This window comes from Clostridium sp. YIM B02500, from assembly GCF_022324665.1.
Lineage (GTDB): Bacteria > Bacillota > Clostridia > Clostridiales > Clostridiaceae > Clostridium > Clostridium beijerinckii.
The window spans coordinates 1-24,280 of record NZ_JAKGTE010000045.1 but is presented as its reverse complement, the minus strand read 5'-3'; the positions used below and the strand labels follow the sequence as shown (position 1 = coordinate 24,280).

At 28.0% G+C, this 24,280-nt stretch carries 26 protein-coding genes; 21 read left to right on the top strand and 5 right to left on the bottom strand.

Annotated features, from left to right (window positions below; all coding sequences use genetic code 11):
* Positions 1 to 34: 34 nt before the first annotated feature.
* Positions 35 to 1,771, bottom strand: coding sequence for an FtsH/Yme1/Tma family ATP-dependent metallopeptidase (locus L1S46_RS23920; protein ID WP_238901176.1), 1,737 nt, complete (start codon positions 1,769 to 1,771; stop codon positions 35 to 37).
* A 144-nt stretch (positions 1,772 to 1,915) separates the two neighbouring features.
* Positions 1,916 to 2,323, bottom strand: a complete 408-nt coding sequence (locus L1S46_RS23915; RefSeq protein WP_238901175.1) for a GtrA family protein — start codon at positions 2,321 to 2,323, stop codon at positions 1,916 to 1,918.
* 819 nt (positions 2,324 to 3,142) lie between these two features.
* Between L1S46_RS23915 and L1S46_RS23910 the strand changes: the two genes are divergently transcribed.
* The 6 genes from L1S46_RS23910 (at position 3,143) to L1S46_RS23885 (ending at position 8,547) form a co-directional block, all read left to right on the top strand.
* Positions 3,143 to 4,057 (top strand): LD-carboxypeptidase, encoded by a 915-nt coding sequence (locus L1S46_RS23910; protein ID WP_236898106.1) that lies wholly within the window; start codon positions 3,143 to 3,145, stop codon positions 4,055 to 4,057.
* A 34-nt stretch (positions 4,058 to 4,091) separates the two neighbouring features.
* The gene (locus L1S46_RS23905; RefSeq protein ID WP_238901174.1) at positions 4,092 to 4,910 is read left to right on the top strand and encodes an SH3 domain-containing C40 family peptidase; all 819 of its coding nucleotides are present in this window, start codon (positions 4,092 to 4,094) and stop codon (positions 4,908 to 4,910) included.
* A 610-nt stretch (positions 4,911 to 5,520) separates the two neighbouring features.
* The gene (locus L1S46_RS23900) at positions 5,521 to 5,745 is read left to right on the top strand and encodes a ferrous iron transport protein A (RefSeq protein WP_017211634.1); all 225 of its coding nucleotides are present in this window, start codon (positions 5,521 to 5,523) and stop codon (positions 5,743 to 5,745) included.
* A gap of 53 nt (positions 5,746 to 5,798) precedes the next feature.
* On the top strand, positions 5,799 to 7,607 hold the full coding sequence (gene feoB / locus L1S46_RS23895) for a ferrous iron transport protein B (protein ID WP_238901173.1): 1,809 nt from the start codon (positions 5,799 to 5,801) through the stop codon (positions 7,605 to 7,607).
* Positions 7,608 to 7,685: 78 nt separating this feature from the next.
* Positions 7,686 to 7,874, top strand: a complete 189-nt coding sequence (locus L1S46_RS23890) for a FeoB-associated Cys-rich membrane protein (RefSeq protein ID WP_238901172.1) — start codon at positions 7,686 to 7,688, stop codon at positions 7,872 to 7,874.
* 151 nt (positions 7,875 to 8,025) lie between these two features.
* Complete coding sequence (locus L1S46_RS23885; RefSeq protein WP_238901171.1) at positions 8,026 to 8,547, top strand: metal-dependent hydrolase; 522 nt, start codon at positions 8,026 to 8,028, stop codon at positions 8,545 to 8,547.
* A 116-nt stretch (positions 8,548 to 8,663) separates the two neighbouring features.
* Here the strand turns inward: L1S46_RS23885 and L1S46_RS23880 are convergent, their stop codons facing one another.
* Positions 8,664 to 9,623, bottom strand: coding sequence for a DUF1189 domain-containing protein (locus L1S46_RS23880; protein WP_238901170.1), 960 nt, complete (start codon positions 9,621 to 9,623; stop codon positions 8,664 to 8,666).
* Between the two features lie 354 nt (positions 9,624 to 9,977).
* Between L1S46_RS23880 and L1S46_RS23875 the strand changes: the two genes are divergently transcribed.
* The 9 genes from L1S46_RS23875 (at position 9,978) to L1S46_RS23835 (ending at position 17,841) form a co-directional block, all read left to right on the top strand.
* Positions 9,978 to 10,406: a 6-carboxytetrahydropterin synthase gene (locus L1S46_RS23875; RefSeq protein WP_012058749.1), complete on the top strand. Its 429-nt coding sequence runs from the start codon at positions 9,978 to 9,980 to the stop codon at positions 10,404 to 10,406.
* 12 nt (positions 10,407 to 10,418) lie between these two features.
* Entirely contained in the window at positions 10,419 to 11,087 is a 669-nt protein-coding gene (gene queE / locus L1S46_RS23870; protein ID WP_238901169.1) for a putative 7-carboxy-7-deazaguanine synthase QueE, read from the top strand.
* A gap of 89 nt (positions 11,088 to 11,176) precedes the next feature.
* The gene (gene folE / locus L1S46_RS23865) at positions 11,177 to 11,770 is read left to right on the top strand and encodes a GTP cyclohydrolase I FolE (RefSeq protein ID WP_012058751.1); all 594 of its coding nucleotides are present in this window, start codon (positions 11,177 to 11,179) and stop codon (positions 11,768 to 11,770) included.
* Positions 11,771 to 11,841: 71 nt separating this feature from the next.
* The gene (queC, locus tag L1S46_RS23860; RefSeq protein WP_012058752.1) at positions 11,842 to 12,495 is read left to right on the top strand and encodes a 7-cyano-7-deazaguanine synthase QueC; all 654 of its coding nucleotides are present in this window, start codon (positions 11,842 to 11,844) and stop codon (positions 12,493 to 12,495) included.
* Positions 12,496 to 12,532: 37 nt separating this feature from the next.
* Complete coding sequence (gene queF, locus L1S46_RS23855; RefSeq protein WP_041897047.1) at positions 12,533 to 13,036, top strand: preQ(1) synthase; 504 nt, start codon at positions 12,533 to 12,535, stop codon at positions 13,034 to 13,036.
* A gap of 85 nt (positions 13,037 to 13,121) precedes the next feature.
* Positions 13,122 to 14,339 carry an NAD(P)/FAD-dependent oxidoreductase gene (locus tag L1S46_RS23850; protein WP_238901168.1) on the top strand — a complete coding sequence of 406 codons (1,218 nt, stop codon included), beginning with the start codon at positions 13,122 to 13,124 and terminating at the stop codon, positions 14,337 to 14,339.
* 92 nt (positions 14,340 to 14,431) lie between these two features.
* Positions 14,432 to 15,085, top strand: a complete 654-nt coding sequence (gene cmk, locus L1S46_RS23845) for a (d)CMP kinase (RefSeq protein ID WP_238901167.1) — start codon at positions 14,432 to 14,434, stop codon at positions 15,083 to 15,085.
* Positions 15,086 to 15,098: 13 nt separating this feature from the next.
* Positions 15,099 to 17,006 carry a bifunctional 4-hydroxy-3-methylbut-2-enyl diphosphate reductase/30S ribosomal protein S1 gene (locus L1S46_RS23840; protein WP_238901166.1) on the top strand — a complete coding sequence of 636 codons (1,908 nt, stop codon included), beginning with the start codon at positions 15,099 to 15,101 and terminating at the stop codon, positions 17,004 to 17,006.
* A gap of 226 nt (positions 17,007 to 17,232) precedes the next feature.
* Positions 17,233 to 17,841 carry an NUDIX hydrolase gene (locus tag L1S46_RS23835; protein ID WP_012058757.1) on the top strand — a complete coding sequence of 203 codons (609 nt, stop codon included), beginning with the start codon at positions 17,233 to 17,235 and terminating at the stop codon, positions 17,839 to 17,841.
* Between the two features lie 157 nt (positions 17,842 to 17,998).
* Here L1S46_RS23835 and L1S46_RS23830 read toward each other — a convergent pair whose 3' ends face one another.
* Positions 17,999 to 19,291 (bottom strand): NCS2 family permease, encoded by a 1,293-nt coding sequence (locus tag L1S46_RS23830; RefSeq protein ID WP_012058758.1) that lies wholly within the window; start codon positions 19,289 to 19,291, stop codon positions 17,999 to 18,001.
* A 300-nt stretch (positions 19,292 to 19,591) separates the two neighbouring features.
* On the opposite strand from L1S46_RS23830, the gene L1S46_RS23825 reads away from it, so the two are divergent.
* Entirely contained in the window at positions 19,592 to 20,911 is a 1,320-nt protein-coding gene (locus L1S46_RS23825) for an ATP-binding protein (RefSeq protein WP_077829799.1), read from the top strand.
* Between the two features lie 112 nt (positions 20,912 to 21,023).
* On the opposite strand, the gene L1S46_RS23820 is transcribed toward L1S46_RS23825, so the two are convergent.
* Positions 21,024 to 21,539 (bottom strand): ferritin, encoded by a 516-nt coding sequence (locus tag L1S46_RS23820; protein ID WP_012058760.1) that lies wholly within the window; start codon positions 21,537 to 21,539, stop codon positions 21,024 to 21,026.
* 223 nt (positions 21,540 to 21,762) lie between these two features.
* On the opposite strand from L1S46_RS23820, the gene L1S46_RS23815 reads away from it, so the two are divergent.
* The 5 genes from L1S46_RS23815 to L1S46_RS23795 all read left to right on the top strand — a co-directional run bounded on the left by L1S46_RS23815 (position 21,763) and on the right by L1S46_RS23795 (position 24,009).
* The gene (locus L1S46_RS23815; RefSeq protein ID WP_017211617.1) at positions 21,763 to 21,906 is read left to right on the top strand and encodes a hypothetical protein; all 144 of its coding nucleotides are present in this window, start codon (positions 21,763 to 21,765) and stop codon (positions 21,904 to 21,906) included.
* A gap of 267 nt (positions 21,907 to 22,173) precedes the next feature.
* Positions 22,174 to 22,812 carry a pentapeptide repeat-containing protein gene (locus tag L1S46_RS23810; RefSeq protein WP_171788293.1) on the top strand — a complete coding sequence of 213 codons (639 nt, stop codon included), beginning with the start codon at positions 22,174 to 22,176 and terminating at the stop codon, positions 22,810 to 22,812.
* Between the two features lie 194 nt (positions 22,813 to 23,006).
* A complete protein-coding gene (locus L1S46_RS23805; protein WP_012058762.1) occupies positions 23,007 to 23,498 on the top strand; it encodes a hypothetical protein in 492 nt (163 codons plus the stop codon).
* A 70-nt stretch (positions 23,499 to 23,568) separates the two neighbouring features.
* Positions 23,569 to 23,790: a hypothetical protein gene (locus tag L1S46_RS23800; protein ID WP_238901165.1), complete on the top strand. Its 222-nt coding sequence runs from the start codon at positions 23,569 to 23,571 to the stop codon at positions 23,788 to 23,790.
* Positions 23,791 to 23,838: 48 nt separating this feature from the next.
* Positions 23,839 to 24,009 (top strand): hypothetical protein, encoded by a 171-nt coding sequence (locus tag L1S46_RS23795; protein ID WP_238901164.1) that lies wholly within the window; start codon positions 23,839 to 23,841, stop codon positions 24,007 to 24,009.
* The last annotated feature ends 271 nt before the right edge of the window (positions 24,010 to 24,280 follow it).

Here is a 24,280-nt window from a genome sequence, read left to right as displayed (position 1 = left end):
ATCAGAAATATTATAAATTAGTTTTAATAGCATGTCAAACTAATTTATTCAATTCCTCTTCGTGTAAAGTCTCTTTTTCTAATAATTCTATAGCAATCTTATCAAGAGAAGCCCTATTTTTACTTAAAAGTTTCAGTGTTTCATTGTATAGATCGTTAACAATATTTTTACATTCTTCAATAACAGGATTTCCATAACTACTATATAAAGGACCTACACTTGATAGATTTATAAGCCCTAAGGTTTCTCCCATACCATACTCAGTAACCATCTTTAAAGCAATATCAGTAGTTTGAGATATATCTCCATGCGCTCCAGTAGAAATTTTATCTTTACCAAAAATTATTTCTTCTGCAGCTCTACCACCTAGTGAAACTTTAATTTTATTTTTCAAATAATCTATTCTGTGGTAATTGGTATCTTCAGGAATAGATAATGTATAACCTCCAGCACCTTTTGTTGTCGGTATAATTGTTATTTTAGAAACTTTATCCTGTGGAAGCAATAGCATATTAACTAATCCATGCCCTGCCTCATGATACGCAGTAAGAAGTTTGTCTTCTTCTTTAAGATAACTTCTTTCTTTTTTTTCATGGCCAGCTAAAGTTATAGAATATGCGTTTTCTATATGATCATAAGTTATATAATCGCTGTTGTCTTTGGCTGCTAATATAGCACTTTCATTAACTAAACTTTCTAGCTTTGCACCAGAAAAATATACTGTTTTTTTAGCTATATCTTTAATATCAATATTTTCATGTGGTTTATTCTTTAAATGAAGAGATAAGATTTTTTCTCTTGCATTAACATCTGGTAATGCAACTTCTATATGTCTATCAAACCTTCCTGGTCTAAGAAGAGCTTTGTCCAACATATCAAGTCTATTTGTAGCTGCAATTACTACAATTCCTTCTTCTTGTCCAAATCCAGACATTTCAGTTAAAAGCGCATTTAATGTTTGATCTTTTTCATCGTTACTAGAACCATTTTTTCCATTACCTCTTGCTTTACCTATAGCATCGATCTCGTCAATAAATATTACAGCTTTTCCTTGAGATTTTGCTTTCTTGAATAAATTTCTGACTCTTGCAGCACCAACTCCAACATATACTTGGACAAAATCAGAACCACTGAGTGCATAAAATGGAACTCCTGCTTCACCTGCAACTGCTTTTGCAAGTAATGTCTTACCTGTACCTGGATCACCATAGAGAATAACACCCTTTGGCATTCTAGCACCATACTTTTGATACTTTTCAGGATTCTTAAGAAAATCTACAACATCCATTAAACTTTCTTTAGCTTCTTCATTTCCGGCTACAGCATCAAAGTTTAGGGCTGCTTTCTTATCTTTGCTAAAATCTTGCATTTCCATCGATGTTACAGAAGAAACTCCACCTTTTGATTTATATACAAGCATCGCAACTATTGCAAAAAGTGATAATCCTAAAATTCCAGAAGGAATAGTTTTTGAAATAGGGGGAGTGGTCTCATCCTTAACTTCTATTCCATTTAGTAATAGTTTTTCTTTTAAAGTATCAGTATGCGGATTATCCGTAGAGTATTTATCACCACTATTTAGTATTACAGTCATTTTAGGAGAAGTATCAACTATTACAGTTGATATTTTATTAGAATTAAGATCTTCAGTAAAATAAGAATAACCTTTATTAACTACCTTTGAATTTATTGATGTTACTACCATTACTATAAGAGACAGGATAGCTGTTATTATAGGAATAATAATATAGTATTTTTTTATCTTATTCATTAAGTACCTCCAATTTCTTAAAAGATGACTTAAGGCATACATACTTATCACTTATTTTGTATGCCTGATATTGATTATACAGGTTTAAAATCAGAAGTCTAATTTCTTTCATTGATTTTACCAATGTAATTTCTGGAGAAATACTCAATCAAATTTTTTCCTAAATGCAAAAAATTTCATTAATATAAATGTGATTGGAACACCTATTATTGCCGCTAATAAATAAGCAATAATTTTATTTAAACCCATCAAATTAAAAACTATTATTACAACTATATTTTGAATAATAAAATTTGGAATGTATGATATTGCAAATTTTACAAATTTATTCAATTGCAGTTTTTCTTTAAAAGTTATAAGACTGTTCAATAAATAGGATATAATTAAACCTGAAATATAGCCAACTATAAATGCTATATTTTCATTTAAAAAGCTTGAATATATATAAGAAAAAACAGTTCCGTTAAATGTATTTATAACCCCTATTATTAAAAAAGTAACAAATTCTTTTGTATAGAAAGTATTTTTGAATTTTTGAACTATATTATCCATAAGTTTCCTCCTGTAAATTTTCTCATCTATGCTAATTAATTTAGTAAAGATGAGAAATCTTATTTTTTATTTAATTTCATTATGTATTTTCTGAATATATTTGAGTATTATTCAAATGAATAAGAGTTGGAGCTTACTATAAACCATATTGATGAAACCATGAACTTATAATTAACATAAGTCCAATGGAACAATCCCCTTAAAAATAAGCCAGTATCTATAAACTTGTATTAATGATTATAAAGAGCGTTTGTCAATAGGTTTATAATTATAATGAGTATGCTTTATATCAACGCAAAGATACTCTATCAGTCTTATAGAAATTAAAGTTGTTTATTACCCTTTTAAGAAACGAATTACTCTGGCTGAAGTGTCTTATTCAGCAATCAATATTACTTCAACTATAATATTGTTAAACAAATATATCAATAAAATTGATATAATTATTGTAAATCTATATTAATATGCAGTAGCGTTAACCTAAACATAGATTACTAAAATACTTATGTATATTTTAACTATATACATTATTTCTGAATAAACGCTGAACAGATTTCAAGAACTAGCTTTATTTAAAAGTTCATTCCAATAGTAATATTTCTACGTTATATTACATCGTAGAGTCTTAGAGTCTACAAAAATTTTAAGTATATATTATAAAGTATATTGGTTATTCATATAATTAAATAGATTTGGCAAATGATTATGAAATATCATTGTATTGCAAAATATAGTTCATGTAATTTTTAGTAAACTATATTAAATACAATGGTCTTTTTATTGAATTTGAATATAAAAAATATCAAGAGAGGTATATATATGATAAGACCAAGGCCTTTAAAGAAAGGTGATAGAATAGGATTAATTGCAGCTTCTAGTCCAACAAAACCAGATAGAATAGAACCGTCAATTAAAGCTATGGAGGAGCTGGGATTTGAAGTTGTTTTAGGAAAAAGTTGCAAGTGTTATCACGGATATTTATCAGGAAGTGATGAAATCAGAGCAAATGATATTAATATAATGTTTGATGATAAGACCATAAAAGGTATTTTTGCAATAAGGGGCGGATATGGAGCAGGAAGACTTTTGGACATGCTGGATTACAACATGATAAAAAGAAACCCGAAGGTTTTTGCAGGGTATAGTGACGTTACAGCTCTTCATACTGTATTTAATGAAAACTGTAAATTTATAACTTTTCATACTCCAATGATATCAACCGAATTTTATAAAGGTGTAGATGATTATACAATGGATTATTTTATAAAAAATATATTTAGTGATAAGCCATTAGGAATACTAAAAAATCCAGATGGACAAGAAATAAAAACTTTAGTAAATGGAAAAGCAATAGGGAAATTGGTTGGGGGAAATCTTTCTTTAGTTGCATCATCTATGGGAACTCCATATGAACTTGATACAAAAGGAAAGATACTGTTCTTAGAAGAGGTAGATGAATATCCATATAAAATAGATCGGATGTTACTTCAATTAAAACAGTGTGGAAAATTTAAAGATGCTGCAGGCATTATTTTAGGTTCATGGACTGGTTGTGATCCAATAGAAGGGAATAACAGTTTAACATTAATGGAGATATTTGAAGAATTGATAAAGCCAGAAAATACTCCAACAATTTATAATTTGGCTTGCGGACATTGTGCTCCTACTATAAGTATTCCATTAGGAGCAAGAGTAAAGATAAATGGAGAAAGAAGCGAAATAGTTATTCTTTAATTTATTATCAAACATTATACATTGGAGTGATTTGATGAAAAATGCAATAGTTAATAATACTATAGGAATGTTAAAACGTGAGCCAAAAAATAATTCAGAAAGCGTAGATGAAGTGCTATTTGGAATGAATGTTGAAATACTCAAGGAGGAATTTAATAATTGGTTTTATGTAAGAACTCACTACAATTACGAAGGATATATTAATGGTATTGATTTAATAATAGATGATAAATTATCAGAAAAATGGGAAGCAGAAAAAAATTCAATAGTTATTAATTCTTTTGCAGATATTCTTAATAAGCCTCAAGCATCTGGATTTCCAATTGCAACACTGACAAGAGGAGCTAATTTAATTTCTACCTACGAATGGAGCAAAGACAATAAGTTTACAAAAGTTATATTACCTAATCATAGTATAGGCTGGATAAGAAGTGGTTTTATATCCAATTTGAAGAGCGGTTATGATGTAAATAATGAAGAGGATCTTAGGGATAATTTAGCATCATCCGCCATATCATATATTGGAACTCAATATAGATGGGGAGGAAAAACTCCTCTTGGAATTGATTGTTCGGGACTCTGCTCTATGGCATATATGTTGAATGGAATTCTAATTTATAGAGATGCAAATATTAAAGAAGGTTTTCCTATTAAAGAAATAACATTTAATAGAATAAAAAAAGGAGATCTAATATTTTTTCCAGGTCATGTTGCTATGTACTTAGGCGATGGCAAATATATACATTCATCAACAAGTAATGATGTAGTAAAAATAAATAGTTTTAATAAAAATTCAAATGACTATAATGAAAATCTAGATAGAAGTTTAAAACGATTTGGAAGTATATTTTAAAACTCATTTCATAAATTATGTAATATGGATGGTATAATGGATTAGCAATGTAAAGAGCTGTTAACAGAGGATGGGTAAATCCTTATGATTCGCCACTTAAACAATTAGCAAATTCTTATAGTGAATCAAAGCATATAATTAGCGAGATTAAAGAATAGTAAAAAGATTTCAAGAAAGGTGCCTATTTGTAATATTAAGGCGCCTTTTTTAAGTACTTAAATAAATATTAATTTTTAAATAAAATGATCATTGAAATATTTGAAATAGTTAGTACTTTAATCAATAATTTTGAAATATATCTATTTATAGAAAATCAAATAATTATAAATTTTAAGCAATTTTTCTAAATATACTTATATATTTGATTTATAGAATCATAAGTAATAGAATAGCAATATAAATTGCTAAATATATACAATTGATTATTTAATCTAAAATATTATTTATGCTAAATTGTATGCAAATTAATTTCGCATTGCTGTATAAGAAAAAAGCAACTTAAATATATTAAAAATATGAGTAAATATACCAATTTCGTATTGATTATTATAGACAATAATGATATTCTTAATTATATGATAAATAATTTCATTTAGGAGGTGTCATTATTATGAGTATTTGCAGTTTAAATCCGGGGGAGAAAGGAATAATTTCATCTATTAAAGGAGATTCAAAATTAGTTAAGAGATTATTTGCGTTAGGATGCATCGAAGGAACTGAGGTTGAACTTAGGAGAACAGCGCCACTTGGTGATCCAATTATTATAAACTTTAGAGGTTTTGATTTAGCTATTAGAAAAAAGGATGCTAAGAATATACTATTAAAAAAATTATAATAATTTGGGCTTAAATATTTTAATTATTAGCAAAATAGGGGAGACTTAAATAAATGATAAACGTAGCTTTACTTGGTAATCCTAATGTAGGAAAAACTACATTATATAATTTACTCACTGGCTCTAATCAGTATGTTGGTAATTGGCCAGGTGTAACTGTAGACAAGAAAGAAGGTTTTCTTTTTGAGAATATTAAGATTGTTGACTTGCCTGGAATATATGCTATGGACACTTTCTCGAATGAAGAAAAAGTGTCCAAGCAATTTTTAGAAGAAGGTGATGTTGATTTAATATTAAATATTGTGGATGCATCTAATCTAAATAGAAATTTATATCTTACAACTCAACTTAAACAATTTAATAAACCTATAATATTAGCTTTGAATATGATTGATGTTTGTGAAAATAAAGGGATTGTTATTGATTATAATAAGTTATCTAAAGAACTAGATGTTGAAGTAATTCCAATTATTGCAGGAAAAGATATAGGAGTAGATAAAGTTAAGGAAAGACTTAAAGAAGGAAACTTTGCTAAACCATTGAATCATAGAAAGTTTGATTTTTCATCTGAAAAAGAAGCGTACAAATTTATAGAAAATGTATTAGAATCGTGTGTGACAATAAAAGAAAATATGCAAGAAAGTGTTACTGAGAAACTTGATAAGTTTGTTCTACATCCAGTTCTAGCATACCCTATTTTTCTTTTACTTATGGCTTTAATGTTTCAGTTGACATTTTCTTGGGTTGGGCAACCGATTTCGGATTTCTTAGATGACCTTTTAAATAATAATATTATACCGACTGCTCACCAACTATTATCCAATTCTTCTGATTGGTTTAGTTCTCTAATTGTAGATGGTATTATTTCAGGTGTTGGAGGAATTATAGTGTTGCTTCCAATAATATTAGTATTATTTATATGTATAACTATTTTGGAAGATAGCGGCTATATGGCTAGAGTCGCATTTATGATGGATAAATTGATGAGAAAGATGGGGCTTTCGGGCAAAGCTTTTATTCCTATGATAATAGGTTTTGGATGTACGGTTCCAGCAATTATGACTGCTAGAACTTTAGAAAGTGAGAAAGATAGAAAACTTACAGCATTGCTAGTGCCATTTATGTCATGTAATGCTAGACTTCCAGTTTATACTGTATTTGCGGCTGTATTCTTTGAATCTCATAGAGGATTAGTGGTATCTTCTCTATATTTACTTGGAGTCCTTGTAGCATTTTTGCTTGGTATCTTATTCAAAAATGCATATTTCAAAAAAGATGAAGAACCTTTTATAATTGAAATTCCTGAGTATAAGATGCCTAAAATATCATCTATATATAAACAAACATTAGATAAAGCTAGCGGTTTTTTAAAAAAAGCTGCAACTATTATCTTTGCAATGAGCGTAGTAGTATGGTTTTTATCGAACTTTAATCTTCATGGTATGGTGAATCAAGTTGATGATAGTATATTAGCATCAATAGGTAATGTTCTCGCACCAGTTTTTAAACCTTTAGGTTTTGGTAATTGGCAATCTGCAGTATCATTACTTTCAGGACTACTAGCTAAAGAATCAGTTTTAGCTTCTATGCAAGTAATTTTTGCAGGGGATTTATCGGTAATTTTACCAATTCATTTCACTAATATTTCTGCATATGCATTTTTGGTTTTTATACTACTATATACTCCATGTATATCAACAATTGGTACGATGCAAAAAGAATATGGAAGTAAATTAACTTTGTTTTCAATTTTCTTTCAGTTGACTGTCGCATGGATTGCTTCTTTCTTAGTATTTAATTTGGGTGGTTTTCTTTATAACCTTGTGCATTTATTTTTAAAAATGAATAGTTTGTTTTTTTAATAATTGTTAAGAATATGATTAAGTATCATTCTCAAGACTTAAATCATATTTTTATAATAGCAGGTAGGTGAAGCTTAAATGATAGAAATATTAATCACGATTATAATAATTTCTTTTGCTGGATTTATACTCTTTAAATCTTTTAAGAATTCTTCAAAAGGAAAATGCAACTGTGGATGTAAAGGCTGTAAATCTGAGAAAATCTGTTCAGACAAAAGTAATACAGGTATAAAAATTGCTCAAACAAATAAGCCTAATAATCAATAATAGGAAAATATTAAATATATAAACTTGTCCACTAAAAGCATGGCGTTTTAGTGGATTTTTCTTTATATTATAAAATGATTTATAGTATAATAACAAAATGAAGAAATTTAAACCTAAGATAAAATGAGAAACCGAAAGTAGGAATTAAAAAATGAATTACAAAACACATATAAATGGTGGAATACTAGTAGGACTATATGCGAATTGCCAATTGGCAAATATGCCACTTATGTCTACAGCAGTATTCCTTGGAGGAGCTTTTGTTGGGAGTATATTTCCGGATATAGATCATAGAAATAGTTTTATTGGAAAGAAAACTAAAGGTGTATCAAAAGCGATAAATAAATTAGCTGGCCACAGAAAGTTATTTCATGCGCCACTTGTATATCTGTTTTTATATTCGATTGTCATTGGTATGTTTACAGATAAGCTTATGTTAATAGGAATAAAAGGGATATTCTTAGGAATATTTTCGCATTTAGTTCTAGATAGCCTAACGATTGGAGGATTGCCATGGTTTTACCCGTTTAGTAAAAAGAGGTTTTCTATTTGTATGATAAAGACAAATAGTAAAATTGAGGATATATTATGTGGAATGCTTATATGTATTAATATAGTAATGCTACTTGACATGCTTCACATAACTTCAATATTTACATTCACTCATAGATAAAATATAAAAATATCCTAAAGATTTATTAATCAATCTTTAGGATATTTTTATAAGGTACATTATGTTTGAAAAAAGAAATAGCATGTTTTAAGCACTTAATAGCATATAATATAATTTTACTTCATGAAATTTAATTCGGATTTATCACTATTTTTAATTTCTCTTATAGCCAAGCTACAATAGATTAATGTAATAATGGAGAATATAAGGAAAAATTCTGGCATTATTATTCCAGCAACATGTATTAAGGCTTCAAGTAAAAGTGGTAAACTCATCGCATAAAAACTTAAAGTACAAGCTCTAGAGTATTTTAGTTTTACTCCCATAAATGAACCTATAGAAACAGCAAATGGACCAAATATTAAGAATCCTAAAATCAAATTAGTAATAAAGGAATTAATAGGATTAACAACAAAAAAAACTATTGGCGCAAGTATTTTAATTATGGAAAGATAGTATCCTGAATTTTCGTTATTAATATTTATACTTGAAAAATCAGAAAAGTTGATAGTTCCAACTGTTCTATAATCTTTTCTAAGATATATGTTATTAGAATCAAGAAACACAGCATCTTTGTAGGAATTTAGAATGCTTTTATCAGTTTTACCTTTAGTATCAATAATAAAAGTATAATAATTTGATTGATCAGTACTTACGCTGAGCGGTGAGTCATCAATACTAAAAGTTGAGGAACCATTTTCAAGGTTGTCCTGAATACTTATGGCATCAGAGTCAAGTGAATTTACTGTATTTATGTTTCCAATAAAACTTGATATTAAATAAAATAGAAAATCACCTTCATGTTTATTGTAAATAGTTTTATCTGAATCAACAGATAATACGCCATCATTAAATTCAAAATTTGGTGCATTATTTGAAAGATCATTTTGTACTACCGATATTTCGCTAGCAATCATATTTATTTCCTTAACATTAGTTATTACTGAAAATAGTAATGTAACAAGAAAAATATATAATATTGACTTTCTAAGCCCTTGTGCTAAGAATTCGCTGTATGCTTCAAAATTAAAGAAACTATAAGCGAATTTATCTTTAAATCCCATTATTTTTTTCAAAAAAAGACCTCCTAAAAGAAAAGTTATATAAATTTAACTGATTCTTGATAATTATAACACATTGGATAAAAATACAATAGAAAGTTTGCATAATTAAATGAAATATGTTATCATTACCAATATCAAAAAAATTTATGAAAAATTAAATACGGACAGTTCATTAAGACCATCCTGTCATTAAAAAAAACTAGGCATTTTAATTTTGAATTATTTTAATTTAAGATTAATTTTGTTGCGCTAGTTTTAGATGTTACAAAATTAATCTTTTTTATATTTAAATGGAAAGTTAATTTATGGATAAGCCTTATAAAACTGATTTCGAAAATTTTATAGAAATTATGTGAGGAGAAAAATATGTTTAAAATAAAAAGTGAAGTACAATTTGATATGGCGCATTATTTAAGTGGGTATGAAGGAAAATGTTCTAACATTCATGGCCATAGATATAAATTAATTGCAAAACTAAAATCTGAAAAGTTACATCAAGATGGTCAGCTTAGGGGAATGGTAGATGATTTCGGAAATTTTAAAAACATATTAAAAGAGATTGCAGAAACTTTTGACCATAAATTAATTATTGAAAATAATGAAGATGGGAAAGCTTTGGTTAAGAATTTGGAAGAACTACAAAATAATTTCAACATTTATTTAGTTGACTATAGACCTACAGCAGAAGAAATGTCTAGAGATATTTTTAATAGATTAAAAGCTAAAGGATTGTCAGTGTGTGAAGTAGAATTATTTGAAACTCCTAATAATAGCTGTATTTATACAGAGGACTAATGGAGGGGAATTATGTTTAATATAATTGAAAAATTTTTATCAATAGATGGGGAAGGTCCTACTTCTGGTGAACTTGCAACATTTATAAGGTTTCAAGGTTGCAACTTAAGATGTTCTTGGTGCGACACGACTTATTCATGGGATAAAGAAAGTACTGTAGAAGTTCTAACAGCAGAAGAAATTTACAAGTATATAAAAGAAAATAAAGTTACTAATGTTACTTTAACAGGTGGAGAGCCACTTATTCAAAAAAATATACATGAATTACTAGGACTTTTGAACTCAGATGATAACTTAAAAGTTCATATAGAAACAAATGGTGCTGTTAACATAGGAACTTTTAAAAATAAATTTATAAATAATAATATCAGCTATATTGTAGACTTTAAACTTCCTAGCAGTAATATGATGGATAGAATGGATTTCAATAATTTAAGTATTGTAGAATCCAATGATGTTTATAAATTTGTGATAGGAAGTAAGGAAGATTTACAAATAGCATACGAAATAATATGTAAGCACAATTTAACATCAAAATGCTTTGTTTATTTGAGTCCAGTTTCGGGAAATATAGAAATGCAAGAAATTGTAGAATTTATGAAAGATAAAAAATTGAATAAAGTAAGATTGCAAGTACAATTACATAAAATTATCTGGGATAAAAATGCACGCGGAGTTTAATAATTGAGTGGTTATTATATATAATATAGACTAGCTTATAGTAAATTTTATTTTTACAAAAGGTTTAGAAATACAAGGAGGCTTAAGTTATGCCAAAGAAGATAGATACAAAAAAGATAGAGGAATGTATAAGAGAAATTATTGTTGCTTTAGGAGATGATCCTAATAGGGAAGGATTACTAGATACACCTAAAAGGGTATCAAAAATGTATGAAGAAGTTTTTCAAGGAATGACACTTTCAAACAGAGAAATAGCAGAAGCGTTTGGAACCACATTTGAGAATGAAGATTATGATTCAGAAACTCATAATAATATGGTTGTGGTTAAGGATATACCAATTCATAGTTATTGTGAACATCACTTAGCGCTTATGTATAATATGAAGGTTACAGTAGTATATATACCAAAAGATAAGATAATTGGTCTTAGTAAAATTTCAAGAATTGCAGATATGGTTGGGAGAAGACTTCAACTTCAAGAACGTATTGGAACAGATATAGCAGAAATAGTTTCTATGGTTACAAAAAGTAGTGATGTTGGTGTACTTATAACTGGAGAGCATGGATGTATGACTTCAAGAGGAATAAAAAAACCTGGAACATTGACTACAACAACTACTTTTACAGGAAAATTTCAAACCAATGATTTACTAAGACAAGAAGCTTTACTAATTATGAAATAAGTAACGAACGGAGAAGCAGTAGTGCTTTGGTATATTTCTATTTAATTAATTTATTTTAGGAGGTTTTGAATATGAGTAATAAAGCAGTAGTTGTATTTAGTGGAGGACAAGATTCTACTACATGTCTATTTTGGGCATTAAAGGAATTCGATGAGGTTATAGCGGTAACTTTTGATTATAATCAAAAACATAGAAAAGAAATAGAGTGTGCAACTAGTATAGCAAAGGAGTTAGGAATAGAGCATCATATATTAGATATGGGGCTTCTTAATCAATTAGCCCCTAATGCGCTTACAAGAAATGATATAGAAATAAAAGCTGGAGAAAATGGTTCTCTTCCATCAACATTTGTTGAAGGTCGTAATATGCTATTCTTAACTTTTGCAGGAGTATTGGCCAAAGTAAAAGGCGCAAAACATATAGTAACAGGAGTGTGTGAGACTGATTTTAGTGGATACCCTGATTGCAGGGATATATTCATAAAATCTCTTAATGTAACTTTAAATTTAGCAATGGATTATAATTTTGTAGTTCATACCCCATTAATGTGGATAGATAAAGCTGAGACATGGAAGATGGCAGATGATTTTGGCAAGTTAGACTATATAAGAGAAAAGACTCTTACTTGCTATAAAGGAATTGTTGGCGACGGTTGTGGAGAATGCCCTGCTTGTAAGCTTAGAAAAAATGGTTTAGATAAGTATTTAGAAAGTAAGAAAAATTAAAATATAAAATATAAAACGAATTTAAGGAGAAAGAACAATGAGTGAAAGTGGAAGAAAATCAAAAGAACTTGAAGGGATAACATTGCTTGGAAATCAAGGAACAAAATATGATTATGGATATACCCCTGAAGTATTAGAGGTTTTTGAAAATAAACACCCAGATAATGATTATTTTGTAAAATTTAATTGCCCTGAATTTACAAGTTTATGCCCAATTACAGGTCAGCCAGATTTTGCAACAATCTATATAAGTTATATACCAAACATAAAGATGGTAGAAAGTAAATCGCTAAAACTATATCTTTTTAGTTTTAGAAATCATGGGGATTTTCATGAAGATTGTATGAATATTATAATGAAAGACTTAATAAAACTTATGGATCCAAAATATATTGAAGTATGGGGAAAATTTACACCAAGAGGTGGTATAAGCATAGATCCTTATTGCAATTATGGAATGAAAGGAACTAAGTTTGAGGAAATGGCTAATTATAGAATGATGAATCATGATATGTATCCTGAGAAAGTAGATAATAGATAATAACCTAATGTATTGCATAAATGTTTTATGTTAATTAGCAAAGTAATGACTGCAATACATTTTTATTAAGGAGCTGATATTTAAATTGAGTAAAGTAATTGTTATAGGTGCAGGGCCCGCAGGAATGATGGCTGCTATACAAGCATCAAAGAAACATGATGTAATATTATTAGATGGTAATGAAAGAATAGGTAAAAAGCTTTTTATTACTGGAAAAGGCAGATGTAATGTTACAAATGCAAAAGATATATCTGAGTTTTTTGAGTATATTCCAGGTAATCCTCATTTTCTTTATAGTTCATTATATAGTTTCACCAATAATGATACAATGAATTTTTTTGAAAACGAAGGAATTAAATTAAAAATCGAAAGAGGAGACAGAGTTTTCCCAGAATCTGATAAGTCTTCAGATATAATAAGAGGATTATCAAACGCTTTAAGTAGAACTAATGTAAAAATAAGATTAAGGTCAAAGGTTACTAATATAGAATTTAAAAGTAATAGAATTATAGCAGTAGAAATTAATAATGAAGAACGATTATATGGAGATCATTTTATTTTTGCGACAGGTGGTGCATCATATCCACTTACTGGTTCAAGAGGAGAAGGGCAAAAATTCGCAAGTGTGCTTGGCCATAATGTTACTCAATTAATGCCAGCTCTTGTTCCGATAGAAGTTGTTGATTCCAAAACAAAAGAATTGATGGGGCTGTCATTGAAAAATGTGGAAGTTATAATTAAAGAAAATGACAAGAAAGTAGTTTATAAGAATTTTGGTGAAATGTTATTTACCCATTTTGGAGTTTCAGGGCCCCTTATATTAAGTGGAAGTAGATTTATAGAAAAAGGAAAAAGATATACTTTGCATATAGATTTAAAACCTGCATTAAATTTAGGAGAATTAGATAAACGTATCCAAAAGGATTTTAATAAATATTTAAATAAAGATTTCAAAAATTCTTTAGACGAGTTATTACCACAAAAATTAATTCCTGTAATTATAAATAACTCAGGAATATTCGAAAATAAAAAAGTAAATGAAATAACGAGAGAGGAAAGAAAGACTTTAGTAAAGGCTATTAAGGATTTGAGCTTTGATATTAAAGGATTAAGACCTATAGATGAAGCAATTGTAACTTCAGGAGGTGTAGATATAAAAGAAATTGATCCGTCTACCATGAAGTCTAAAATAATAGAAAATCTTTCGTTTGCAGGAGAAGTTATGGATGTAGATGCTTTTACAGGTGGTTATAATGTACAAATAGCTTTTTCTACAGGATTTATAGCAGGAAGTAATATTTGATATAAAAAATATTTCCTTGTTTGGAAAGGTAAAAAATTATATAATCTTAATGAAGGCATAAATTTATAGGATTTGGAAATGAGGAGAAAGTTTTGAAAATTTCAGTAGCAATAGATGGACCGGCTGGAGCAGGAAAAAGCACTATAGCAAAATTGGTTTCTAAGAGGTTTGATCTTATGTATATAAATACAGGAGCAATGTATAGAGCTGTGGCGCTAAAAGCACAAGAACAAAACTTGCAACCAGAAAATGTTCAAGAAATTTGTAATATAATAAAAACTATGGAAATGCATTTTGAAAATGATGATTTGATTTTAAATGGTGAAAATATACAGGATAAAATAACTACTCCAAACATAAGTAGTATTGTATCTGAATATGCTAGTATTTCGGAAGTAAGAGCTATTCTTGTAAAACTTCAAAGAGAAATGTCAAGCAAATTTAGTGTAATAATGGATGGAAGAGATATTGGAACCGTTGTTCTAAAAGATGCAAATTTTAAGTTTTTCTTAACAGCTAGTCCAGAACAAAGAGCAACCAGGCGATTTAAAGAATTGCAGGAAAGAAATATAGAGTGTTCTTATGATCAAATACTAAAAGATATAATAGATAGAGATTATAAGGATACTCATAGGGCTACAGATCCGCTGAAAAAAGCAGATGATGCAATTGAGATTGATTCTACTAATTTAGATATTAATGGTGTTGTTAATGTAATTGCAGAGTACATAGGAAAAGGAAAGTAACAAGGAGATAGTAATGAGTAAAGTTATTCTAGCAAAAAATTCAGGTTTTTGCTTTGGAGTTCAAAGAGCTGTAAATGAAGCTATACGGATTCAAAAAGAACATAATTCGAAAATCTATACTTTAGGTCCTTTAATACATAATAATGATGTAGTAAAATATTTAGAAGAAAATGATATATTTTCTATAGAATTTGAAGAAATAGATAAATTAAATAAAGGGGATACTATTGTTATAAGATCTCATGGTGTATCTGAAACAGTTTTAGATACACTTGAACAAAAGGAACTAAAAGTCATAAATGCGACTTGTCCTTTTGTTGCTAATATTCAAAAAAAAGTTAAGAAATATTCAAAAGAAGGATATCATATAGTAATATTAGGAGATAAAAATCATCCAGAAGTCATTGGAATTAATGGATGGTGTGATGATAAAGCAATTATCACTAAAGATGGTACTTTTGATGAAGAAAATATGCCGCATAAGGTATGTGTTGTATCTCAAACAACTGAAAAGATGAAGAATTGGGAAGAAACACTGAAAAACTTAAGTTATGCAAGAGAAATATTAGCTTTTAACACAATTTGTGCAGCTACTGATGTTAGACAAAGAAGTACGAATAAAATATCCAAAAAAACAGATGCTATGATAGTTATTGGCGGAAAAAATAGTTCGAATACTACTAAGTTATATCAAATTGCTAAAGAAAATTGTGAAAATACAATTCATATTGAAAACGCAAAAGATCTACCAATAAGTTTTATAAAAAATAATAATATAAACAAAATAGGAGTTACAGCTGGTGCATCAACACCAGATTGGATTATTAGGGAGGTACTAGATATTATGAACACAGAAAATAATAATTTTGAAGATCAATTATCATTAATGAACGAATTAGACAAAAGATTTGTTATTGGCGATGAGGTACAAGGAGAAATACTTTCAAAGACTAGAGATTCAGTTATAGTTTCACTTGTTGGATACAAGTCAGATGGAGTGATTCCATTTACAGAGTTATCTGCAAAAGAAGATCCACTAACATTTGCAGATAAACTTAATATAGGTGATACTATTAATGCAAAAGTTATAAAACTACAAAATAATGATGGGTATGTAGTATTATCAAGATTAGAATATGAAAGAGAAGAAGCTTTTAAAGAACTTGAAAAAATATATTCAGAAGGAACAACATTTGAAGTTAATGTTAAAGAAGCTAGAGAAAAAGGGATAGTAGCAGATTATAAGGGAGCTAGAATATTTATTCCAGCATCACAAATTGACATAAAGTTTACTAAAGATAAAAGTGAATATGTTGGGAAGAAATTAGAAGTTAAATTGATAGATTTTTCTCTAAAGAATCCTGTAAAATTAGTTGCTTCAAGAAGAGTTTTATTAGAAGAAAGCAAGAATTCTGAAGACGCAAAAGCTTGGGAGAGTTTTAATCTTGGGGATGTTATAAAAGGTGAAGTAAAAAGATTTACAGACTTTGGAGCTTTTGTGGAAGTCAATGGTATAGATGGATTATTACATTTATCACAAATTTCTTGGAATCATATCAAAAAGGTAAGTGATGTATTAAAAGAAGGTCAAATTATTGATGTTAAGATCATTGGTCTTGATAAGGAAGCTAAAAAGCTATCTTTAAGCATTAAAGAACTTGTAGCTAAGCCTTGGGATAATGCTAAAGAAAAATATCCAGAAGGGTCTATTGTACTTGGTAAAGTAGTTAGATTAAATGATTTTGGTGCTTTTGTAGAATTGGAACCAGGAGTAGATGGGTTAGTTCATATATCAAAGATATCTCATAATAGAATAGAGCACCCTTCTGAAGTTTTAAAAATTGGTGAAGAAATTAAAGCTAAGATATTAAGTGTTGATGAAGAAAATAAAAGAATAAGCTTAAGTATAAAAGATGTATAAAACAAAAAAGTAGAAGGAATATTTTCTTCTACTTTTTTGTTTTTTTATGTAGAGTTAAAATAATTTTTATGAAATTATTTTAACTCTAGAAATAGGTAATGTATACGTAGATTTTAATTATATGAATAAGGTAAAGAATTGAAGTATAATATTACTATGCGTAATGATTATTGGATATCTAAAGTTCGTAATATTTAAATTTTAATTGTTAGGAGGCTATATACTTATGAAACAAAATAAAGTTACTAAAGTAAAATCTTTAGTAGAGACTAAGTTTTTGAGTTTATATGAAGCAGAGTATGAAAATAAAGTTGGAAATATAAGAACGTGGACAATAGCATCCAGAAAAAATAATGAAACTATACAAAAACAATTTTTTGAAAATAAAGAAGATACGGCAGATGGTGCAATAATTGCAGCATACCATAAAGATGAAAATAAGATTGTTATAATAAGACAATTTAGAATACCACTTAATGATTATGTTTATGAATTACCGGCAGGTCTCATCGATCCAGGGGAAGATTCTATTAGTACAATAAAAAGAGAGCTAATGGAAGAGACAGGTCTTAGGTTAGTTGAAGTTATTAATAATAAGAGTCTTGATAAGGTGTATGTTTCTGCAGGAATGACAGATGAATCGTTAGCTATGGTTTATTGTACTTGTGAAGGCGAAATAAGTGATGAACACCTTGAAGACGATGAATGTATTGAGGCACTTCTAATATCTCAAGATGAAGCTAAAGAACTTATACAGAGTAAGGAGAAATTTGACATTAAATGTTTTTTGCTCCTTCAAAGTTTTGCTTTGCTAGGAAAAAAAGTATTTCAATAATAAAAAACTGGTATACACAAAAAAAGTGTAGACCAGTTTTTTATTATAAGTCTTCATAGATAATAAATTTACGCTTAAAGCTCTAATAAACAGAGTCTTTAATTAAGTTTAGAGTGTAGAAAATCAATTGAAATATATGGATTCATATATTTTCATATTATTTAATTACTGAATTTAAACCGAAATATAATAAGAAAATAAATGATGTAAAATACATCAGAATGGATACTTCTTTTCCTTTTTTATAACACAGCTTGCAAATAGGATACAATATAAAGCCTAATGCTATACCATCAACGATGCTATATGTTAATGGTATTAATATTATTGTCATAAAACTAGGAAATAGTTCGCTTAAATCATTAAAGTTTAAATTCTTTAAGTTCTGACTCATTAAACAGCCTATTATAATTAAAATGGGAGCTAAGGCTACATCTGGTATGATAGAAATAAACGGTATAAAAAAAATTGATAGAAGAAATAGTATACCAGAAATTAATGAAACTAAACCTGTTCGTCCTCCAGCTGTTATTCCTGCAGTTCCTTCAACTGTTGATACAGAAGGGCTTGAACCAAAAAGCGCACATCCAATTGTAGATAATGATACTGCTATCATAGCGTTAGAGGTTTTGTCTGATTTTTTTAGTATTCCTGAAACCTGGCTATGAAGTATCCCAATATTCTCAAAAACAAGTACTAAAGTTAATGAAAATGTTCCAACCCAGAATTTAATTGTATTTATTCCACTAAAATCTAATTTGAAAAGTATATTACTATATTCATTAAAATTTGGCATAGTATAACTTATACCTTGTGTTTCAACGATACCAAGCTTTATGCAAAATATAGTTCCGGCTATAATTGAAATTAAAAAGCTTCCAGGTATATTTTTAAGGAATAAGATTAATGTTAGAATCATTATGAATATAAAAGCTAGTACTTGAATACTTGTAATATCTCCAAGTTTTAACATAGTAGAAGAATCAGATACTATAATTTTAGATTTTTGAAATCCAACAAAAGTTATAAATAAACCAATTCCTACTGTAATAGCTTCTTTTAAATTTTGAGGAATAGCTTCAATAATAAACTTGGATAATGGAGTTGTTGCTATAAGTACAAATATTAATCCTGAGACAAAAACTGAAGCTAATGCTTGGCAATAATTTAAGCCTAGAGTATGAACTATTGTATATGTGAATAATGCATTAATTCCCATACCAGGCATAATTATAAGTGGAGTATTACTTATTAAAGCAATTAACAAGCAACCTACAGCTGATGATATTGCTGTAGCGATGATTAGAGGCTCCATAGAAATGCCACCATCACTTAATATACTGGCATTGACGATAATGATGTAAACTGCAGCAACAAAAGAAGTCAGCGCTGCTATAGTTTCGCTTTTAATTGTAACATTGTTTTCTTTTAATTTAAAAAATCTTTCCATCCTTTCAACCTATCTTTCATAACTCCCTCACCCTCCCACGCTAAAATGCGCATATTAATTATAACATCATTATCATTTATGTCAACTTTTATATATAGCTTGAAATCTTATACAATTCATTTATACTCCATAGTATTGCATGAGAATAATAAAATAATGTTTAATCACAAATTTTGAAGAATATATTTATAATCGCTCCTTACGTATACACATTGTGATTTAAATAAGAAAAGAATAGTAAAACAACACTAAGAGTAGTAATATATTACTATACGTATTTTATAAAGGGGGCATACAAGTATGTATACAGAATTTGAACAAATAAACAAAGCAAGCATAATGATAAATTCATTATGTATTTTTAAGAATCTAAAAGATGACAGTGTTTTATTAAAATATAAGACGCTACTAAAGTACCTTAATAGTAAGGATATATCAGTGGAAGAGGGCATTGAATTATATACTGATTTTATTTATGAACTATTAAACAAAGCTGATGGAAAATCATTAAAAAAGTATATAATTGATATGATTTTTCTCGATAATAATCCATTTACAAAAATAATTGACGAACAAAATTCATGTGATAGACTTTTTAATCAAGTGCATTATGAGTTAAATGCTTTGCAGTACATATCTAGTATAGAATCTTCTGCGATTAAAGATGCTATAATTATTAAAGGAAACGTTAAAGAGTTTGAAATAGGTATAGTTAAGTCGCTTATGGATTTTGATTCTGACTTGGAATGTAATATCTCAAGCAAAGCTATTGATAAGTTAAAGGTAAATATATTAAATTGTGATAATTGGGGAGATGCATTGGAGAGCATTGTAGAATTCTACAAGCAATATGGGACTGGCATATTTGGGGAGTATAGAGCGTTTGTATGGGAACACGAAGATGGAGCACCTTATCTTAGAGGTATTGAATCACCAGATCCAGTTAGGCTAGAAAACTTAGTAGGGTATGAATATCAAAAAGAGATTATAATAGATAATACAAAACAGTTTTTAAATGGATATCAAGCGAATAATATGCTACTATATGGATCAAGAGGAACTGGTAAATCTTCAACTGTAAAAGCTATTATAAATGAGTATTACGATGATGGCTTAAGGCTTATTGAAGTTGATAAAAATAAATTATGCGATTTTACGAAGATAATTAGGATACTTAAAAGTAAGAATTTAAAATTTATAATTTTTGTTGATGATTTAGTATTTGAAGAAGGAGAAGCTAGTTATTCAGCTTTAAAGACAATATTAGAAGGTGGAGTAGAGAATAGATCAAACAATATTCTAATTTATGCAACAACCAATCGAAAACACCTAGTAAAAGAAACATTTAGCGAAAGATCTGGTGATGATGTGCATGCTAATGACACAATTGAAGAAAAACTTTCTCTAGCAGATAGATTTGGTATGACTGTATCGTTCTATTCGCCTGATCAGAAAGAATTCTTAAAGATAATAGATGGAGTAGCAGAAGCAAGAGGGATTAAAGTTGAGAAGGAATATTTGCATGCAGAAGCATTGAAATGGGTAAGATGGTATAATGCTCGTTCGCCACGAACAGCAATTCAATTTATAAATTGGCTAGAGGGTACGTTAAAACAGTAACTTTATATTAAAAGTTTGTGATTTGTTTTGGAATATTCTATAACTTTTTAGCTAATAAAGTGATAAGAGCTAGTAAAGAATTCTTTACTAGCTCTGTATTTTTTATAATAATTTAAGCATTAGTTGTTGTAGGGGGCGTATATACTCTTGTAGCAAGTTCGTCGTCTAACATATACAATGCTGCAGAGTTATTTTCGCATCTCCTAATCTTTTTGATTATAGTGTTAAATGTATTTTCTTCTTCAACTTGCTCGTTAATAAACCAATTAAGTAAACCGATTGTTGAATGTTCTTTTTCCTCAGTAGCTATATCTGCAATTTTATATAGCCTGCTAGTTACCATTTGCTCATGTTCATAACCTGCCTCAAAGACATTCAGGATATTGTCAAAATCAGAATGTGGTTTTTCAATTTGTTCTAAAGTTACAGTTCCATTTTTCTGAAATATGTAGTCATAGAACTTCATTGCATGAAATAATTCCTCCTGGGATTGAACTTTGAAAAAATTGGCAAACCCACTTAAATCAATAGATTCGCAGTAAGAAGCCATTGATAAATAAGTATAGGCTGAATAAATTTCAAAATTAACTTGCTCATTTAGTTTTGCGATCAGTTTTTCACTTAACATACTAATACCTCCCATAAATAAAAACATTATAATTAACATAATTTAAAAAAGTTCAGAAAAACTATACCCTATAGTATAAAAGTTTAACTTTATATTCTGAAATTTTTAACTATATATTAATATATTACATCATATAACATAATTTATCAAATAATATTTATTATTATGTTACATAAGTATTATTGCAAAACTAATAATATAAATAAGAGAGGAGATGATATAATTGACATATAAAAAGAAGGAAAAATCGATACAAAAAACTGGAGATATGTCGCAATCTAAAGTTAAATCTTTTGTAGAGAGAGAAGAAACAACAAACAAGGTGGTATCTAGGGGGAGAGATATTACAATTAATCAAAAACATTAAAATTTAATCTATCTCAAAATATTAAGTAAAAATTAATAGAAATTTAGTGGAATTCCATTCTACTAAATTTACTTACATATATTTTGAGATAGAAATTTTCCTATTATAAAGATTTATCTAGTTTTATATGATAGAATTAGATAAATATAGAAAGATTTAAGGAGGACAAGTTATAAAAATAAGTTATCATTATTTTATTAATATATAAATACATTGTTATTGTAAACTACTAAAAATATTTATTTGTAATACGGAAGGATAGATAAAATGTCGATAAACAGAAGTGCACCAGAAAATTTTTATTATGACAATGCGGAGAAAACTAATAAAAATTTTATTTATAAAAATCTTAAAAGAAGTAAATGCTATAACTGTAATTTTTCAAACTCGAATTTTGATTTTGCCAGCTTAAGAGGGGCTCATTTTAAGAAGTGTAATTTTTTTAGATGTAGTTTTAAAGGAGCAGAGTTTATAGGATCCAATTTAAAAGGATGCAAGTTTAGGGAAGCTAAATTTGAAGACACAGTATTTGAAGGAGCAAATTTAGATGGAGTAAATTTTGAAGATGCTAAATTCAAAAACACAATATTTGTAAACTGTGATGTGACTAAGGCTAAGAATATAAGTAAAGATAACAAGAACATCAGAATTTTTGATACAATGCCAGAAGTTGAAATAAGCGATGAATTAGAAAAGTTGATTTCAAATGTGATGGAAAATGAATTTATAAAAAAATCAAGGGTTTTTGATACTAAAGATGGAAAAATAAATACGTTATCTTTATTAATTCTAAAAGAAAAATTTGATGAATCAACACTTTTAGAAGGTCTACATTATATTAGATATGAGATTGATAGAGATTTTTATACATTAAGCTATGTTATTAGGCTTATAGAAAATATGTAAATGGTAGAAAAGGAGTATTTCGTTTTAAATGAAAGCTCCTTTTTTGAGTTCTTAAAAAAGGAGTTAATAATAATAATAGATATGCAAAAATACTTTTTTTATGAACCTATTATTTTGCAATTAATATATATTTATTGAATATCTATATAGTAATAAAAAATGATGATGTTATTATTTTTGAAGGAAGAATATAGATGGAAAAAAATAATTTAATTAAACTAAAATATAATAAATCTTCAAAAAAAGTAAATTCAAATGATTTCAAGATATATACTCCTGAAATGATAGAAAAGTATAAAGATTACCAAAGAAGATTATTAAAAATTAATGAGGATAAAGTCAAGGCGAAATTCCTACTATATAGAAAGATTTATAATTACTATTCTCAAGAAAGTTATCTAGATATTAGCATTGAAAGAATTTATATTAAATCGAAGTTAGACTCATATACCTTTGGAGGATGTGGAATAGGTGCATCAATTTTAGCAGGATTAACAGCAAGTGGCATTTTTTCTTATATAGATAATTATATAAAAAAACTTAGTCCGACTTTCTTGGGCATATATATTGTATTGATTTTAGTATTTGGGCTCAAAATTCTTTCAAATGAAGACAGTAAGGTAGAAATGTATAATATGTTTTTAGAAGTATTAAATAATCTAGAATATGATAAAAATGAAAAATGAGGATAATTAAAATAAGGATAAAAGTCTACAATAGTGCACAATATATTCTTGTAGAAAGGAAGTGCTTATAATGAGTAATGAATCAAAATCAAAATCAAACAATCTTCAAAGCTTTTCTAGTACAGGTGGCACTAGTAATTCGGATTTATCTAGCAAAGAAGAACTTAGCGAACAAAAAAGTGCAGGGTGTAATCAATGGGATTCTGTACCACGTACTTATGACAAAGAAGAGTCTACACATAAACATGAAAAAACTGCTACTAATAATCAATGGACATCTACATCTAAGTAAGAATTTACTGTAATAAATACTACTTTAAATAAAGAGGGAGTGGATATTATGAGTGAAGAAAATAAAAAACGTGAGTCTGATAAAATGAATGATGGTTATTATGATTATCAAGGTGGATATATTTCTTATGACCCTGAAGTTTTAACAGAGCATTATACTGTAAAAGGATTTGAAGGTAAAATAAAAGATGAGCAATTATCAAATAGTAAATGGTGTTAATGAATAAAAATATAAATTAAGTATATATATTAATATAAAATACTTAAAGTTTCCTTCATATAGATTTGCTGTTACCTATATGAAGGAAACGATTTTTATGAATCATACTATTATCAATAAACTACGATATTATATTTTTAATTACTTAAACTTTTAAATTGAAAATATCCTAATATATATTTATTTATATATTATTCTATTAGGTTGTTGAATAAACAGAATTTGTAAAAAATAAATAAGTCATCCCTTTGTGATATAATAATTTCGCGAA

Excerpts from the sequence above, each read along its gene's own strand:
- L1S46_RS23920 (WP_238901176.1), bottom strand. The coding sequence starts at position 1,771 with ATGAATAAGATAAAAAAATACTATATTATTATTCCTATAATAACAGCT.
- L1S46_RS23915 (WP_238901175.1), bottom strand. The coding sequence starts at position 2,323 with ATGGATAATATAGTTCAAAAATTCAAAAATACTTTCTATACAAAAGAA.
- L1S46_RS23910 (WP_236898106.1), top strand. The coding sequence starts at position 3,143 with ATGATAAGACCAAGGCCTTTAAAGAAAGGTGATAGAATAGGATTAATT.
- L1S46_RS23905 (WP_238901174.1), top strand. The coding sequence starts at position 4,092 with ATGAAAAATGCAATAGTTAATAATACTATAGGAATGTTAAAACGTGAG.
- L1S46_RS23900 (WP_017211634.1), top strand. The coding sequence starts at position 5,521 with ATGAGTATTTGCAGTTTAAATCCGGGGGAGAAAGGAATAATTTCATCT.
- feoB (WP_238901173.1), top strand. The coding sequence starts at position 5,799 with ATGATAAACGTAGCTTTACTTGGTAATCCTAATGTAGGAAAAACTACA.
- L1S46_RS23890 (WP_238901172.1), top strand. The coding sequence starts at position 7,686 with ATGATAGAAATATTAATCACGATTATAATAATTTCTTTTGCTGGATTT.
- L1S46_RS23885 (WP_238901171.1), top strand. The coding sequence starts at position 8,026 with ATGAATTACAAAACACATATAAATGGTGGAATACTAGTAGGACTATAT.
- L1S46_RS23875 (WP_012058749.1), top strand. The coding sequence starts at position 9,978 with ATGTTTAAAATAAAAAGTGAAGTACAATTTGATATGGCGCATTATTTA.
- queE (WP_238901169.1), top strand. The coding sequence starts at position 10,419 with ATGTTTAATATAATTGAAAAATTTTTATCAATAGATGGGGAAGGTCCT.
- folE (WP_012058751.1), top strand. The coding sequence starts at position 11,177 with ATGCCAAAGAAGATAGATACAAAAAAGATAGAGGAATGTATAAGAGAA.
- queC (WP_012058752.1), top strand. The coding sequence starts at position 11,842 with ATGAGTAATAAAGCAGTAGTTGTATTTAGTGGAGGACAAGATTCTACT.
- queF (WP_041897047.1), top strand. The coding sequence starts at position 12,533 with ATGAGTGAAAGTGGAAGAAAATCAAAAGAACTTGAAGGGATAACATTG.
- L1S46_RS23840 (WP_238901166.1), top strand. The coding sequence starts at position 15,099 with ATGAGTAAAGTTATTCTAGCAAAAAATTCAGGTTTTTGCTTTGGAGTT.
- L1S46_RS23835 (WP_012058757.1), top strand. The coding sequence starts at position 17,233 with ATGAAACAAAATAAAGTTACTAAAGTAAAATCTTTAGTAGAGACTAAG.
- L1S46_RS23830 (WP_012058758.1), bottom strand. The coding sequence starts at position 19,291 with ATGGAAAGATTTTTTAAATTAAAAGAAAACAATGTTACAATTAAAAGC.
- L1S46_RS23825 (WP_077829799.1), top strand. The coding sequence starts at position 19,592 with ATGTATACAGAATTTGAACAAATAAACAAAGCAAGCATAATGATAAAT.
- L1S46_RS23820 (WP_012058760.1), bottom strand. The coding sequence starts at position 21,539 with ATGTTAAGTGAAAAACTGATCGCAAAACTAAATGAGCAAGTTAATTTT.
- L1S46_RS23810 (WP_171788293.1), top strand. The coding sequence starts at position 22,174 with ATGTCGATAAACAGAAGTGCACCAGAAAATTTTTATTATGACAATGCG.
- L1S46_RS23805 (WP_012058762.1), top strand. The coding sequence starts at position 23,007 with ATGGAAAAAAATAATTTAATTAAACTAAAATATAATAAATCTTCAAAA.
- L1S46_RS23800 (WP_238901165.1), top strand. The coding sequence starts at position 23,569 with ATGAGTAATGAATCAAAATCAAAATCAAACAATCTTCAAAGCTTTTCT.
- L1S46_RS23795 (WP_238901164.1), top strand. The coding sequence starts at position 23,839 with ATGAGTGAAGAAAATAAAAAACGTGAGTCTGATAAAATGAATGATGGT.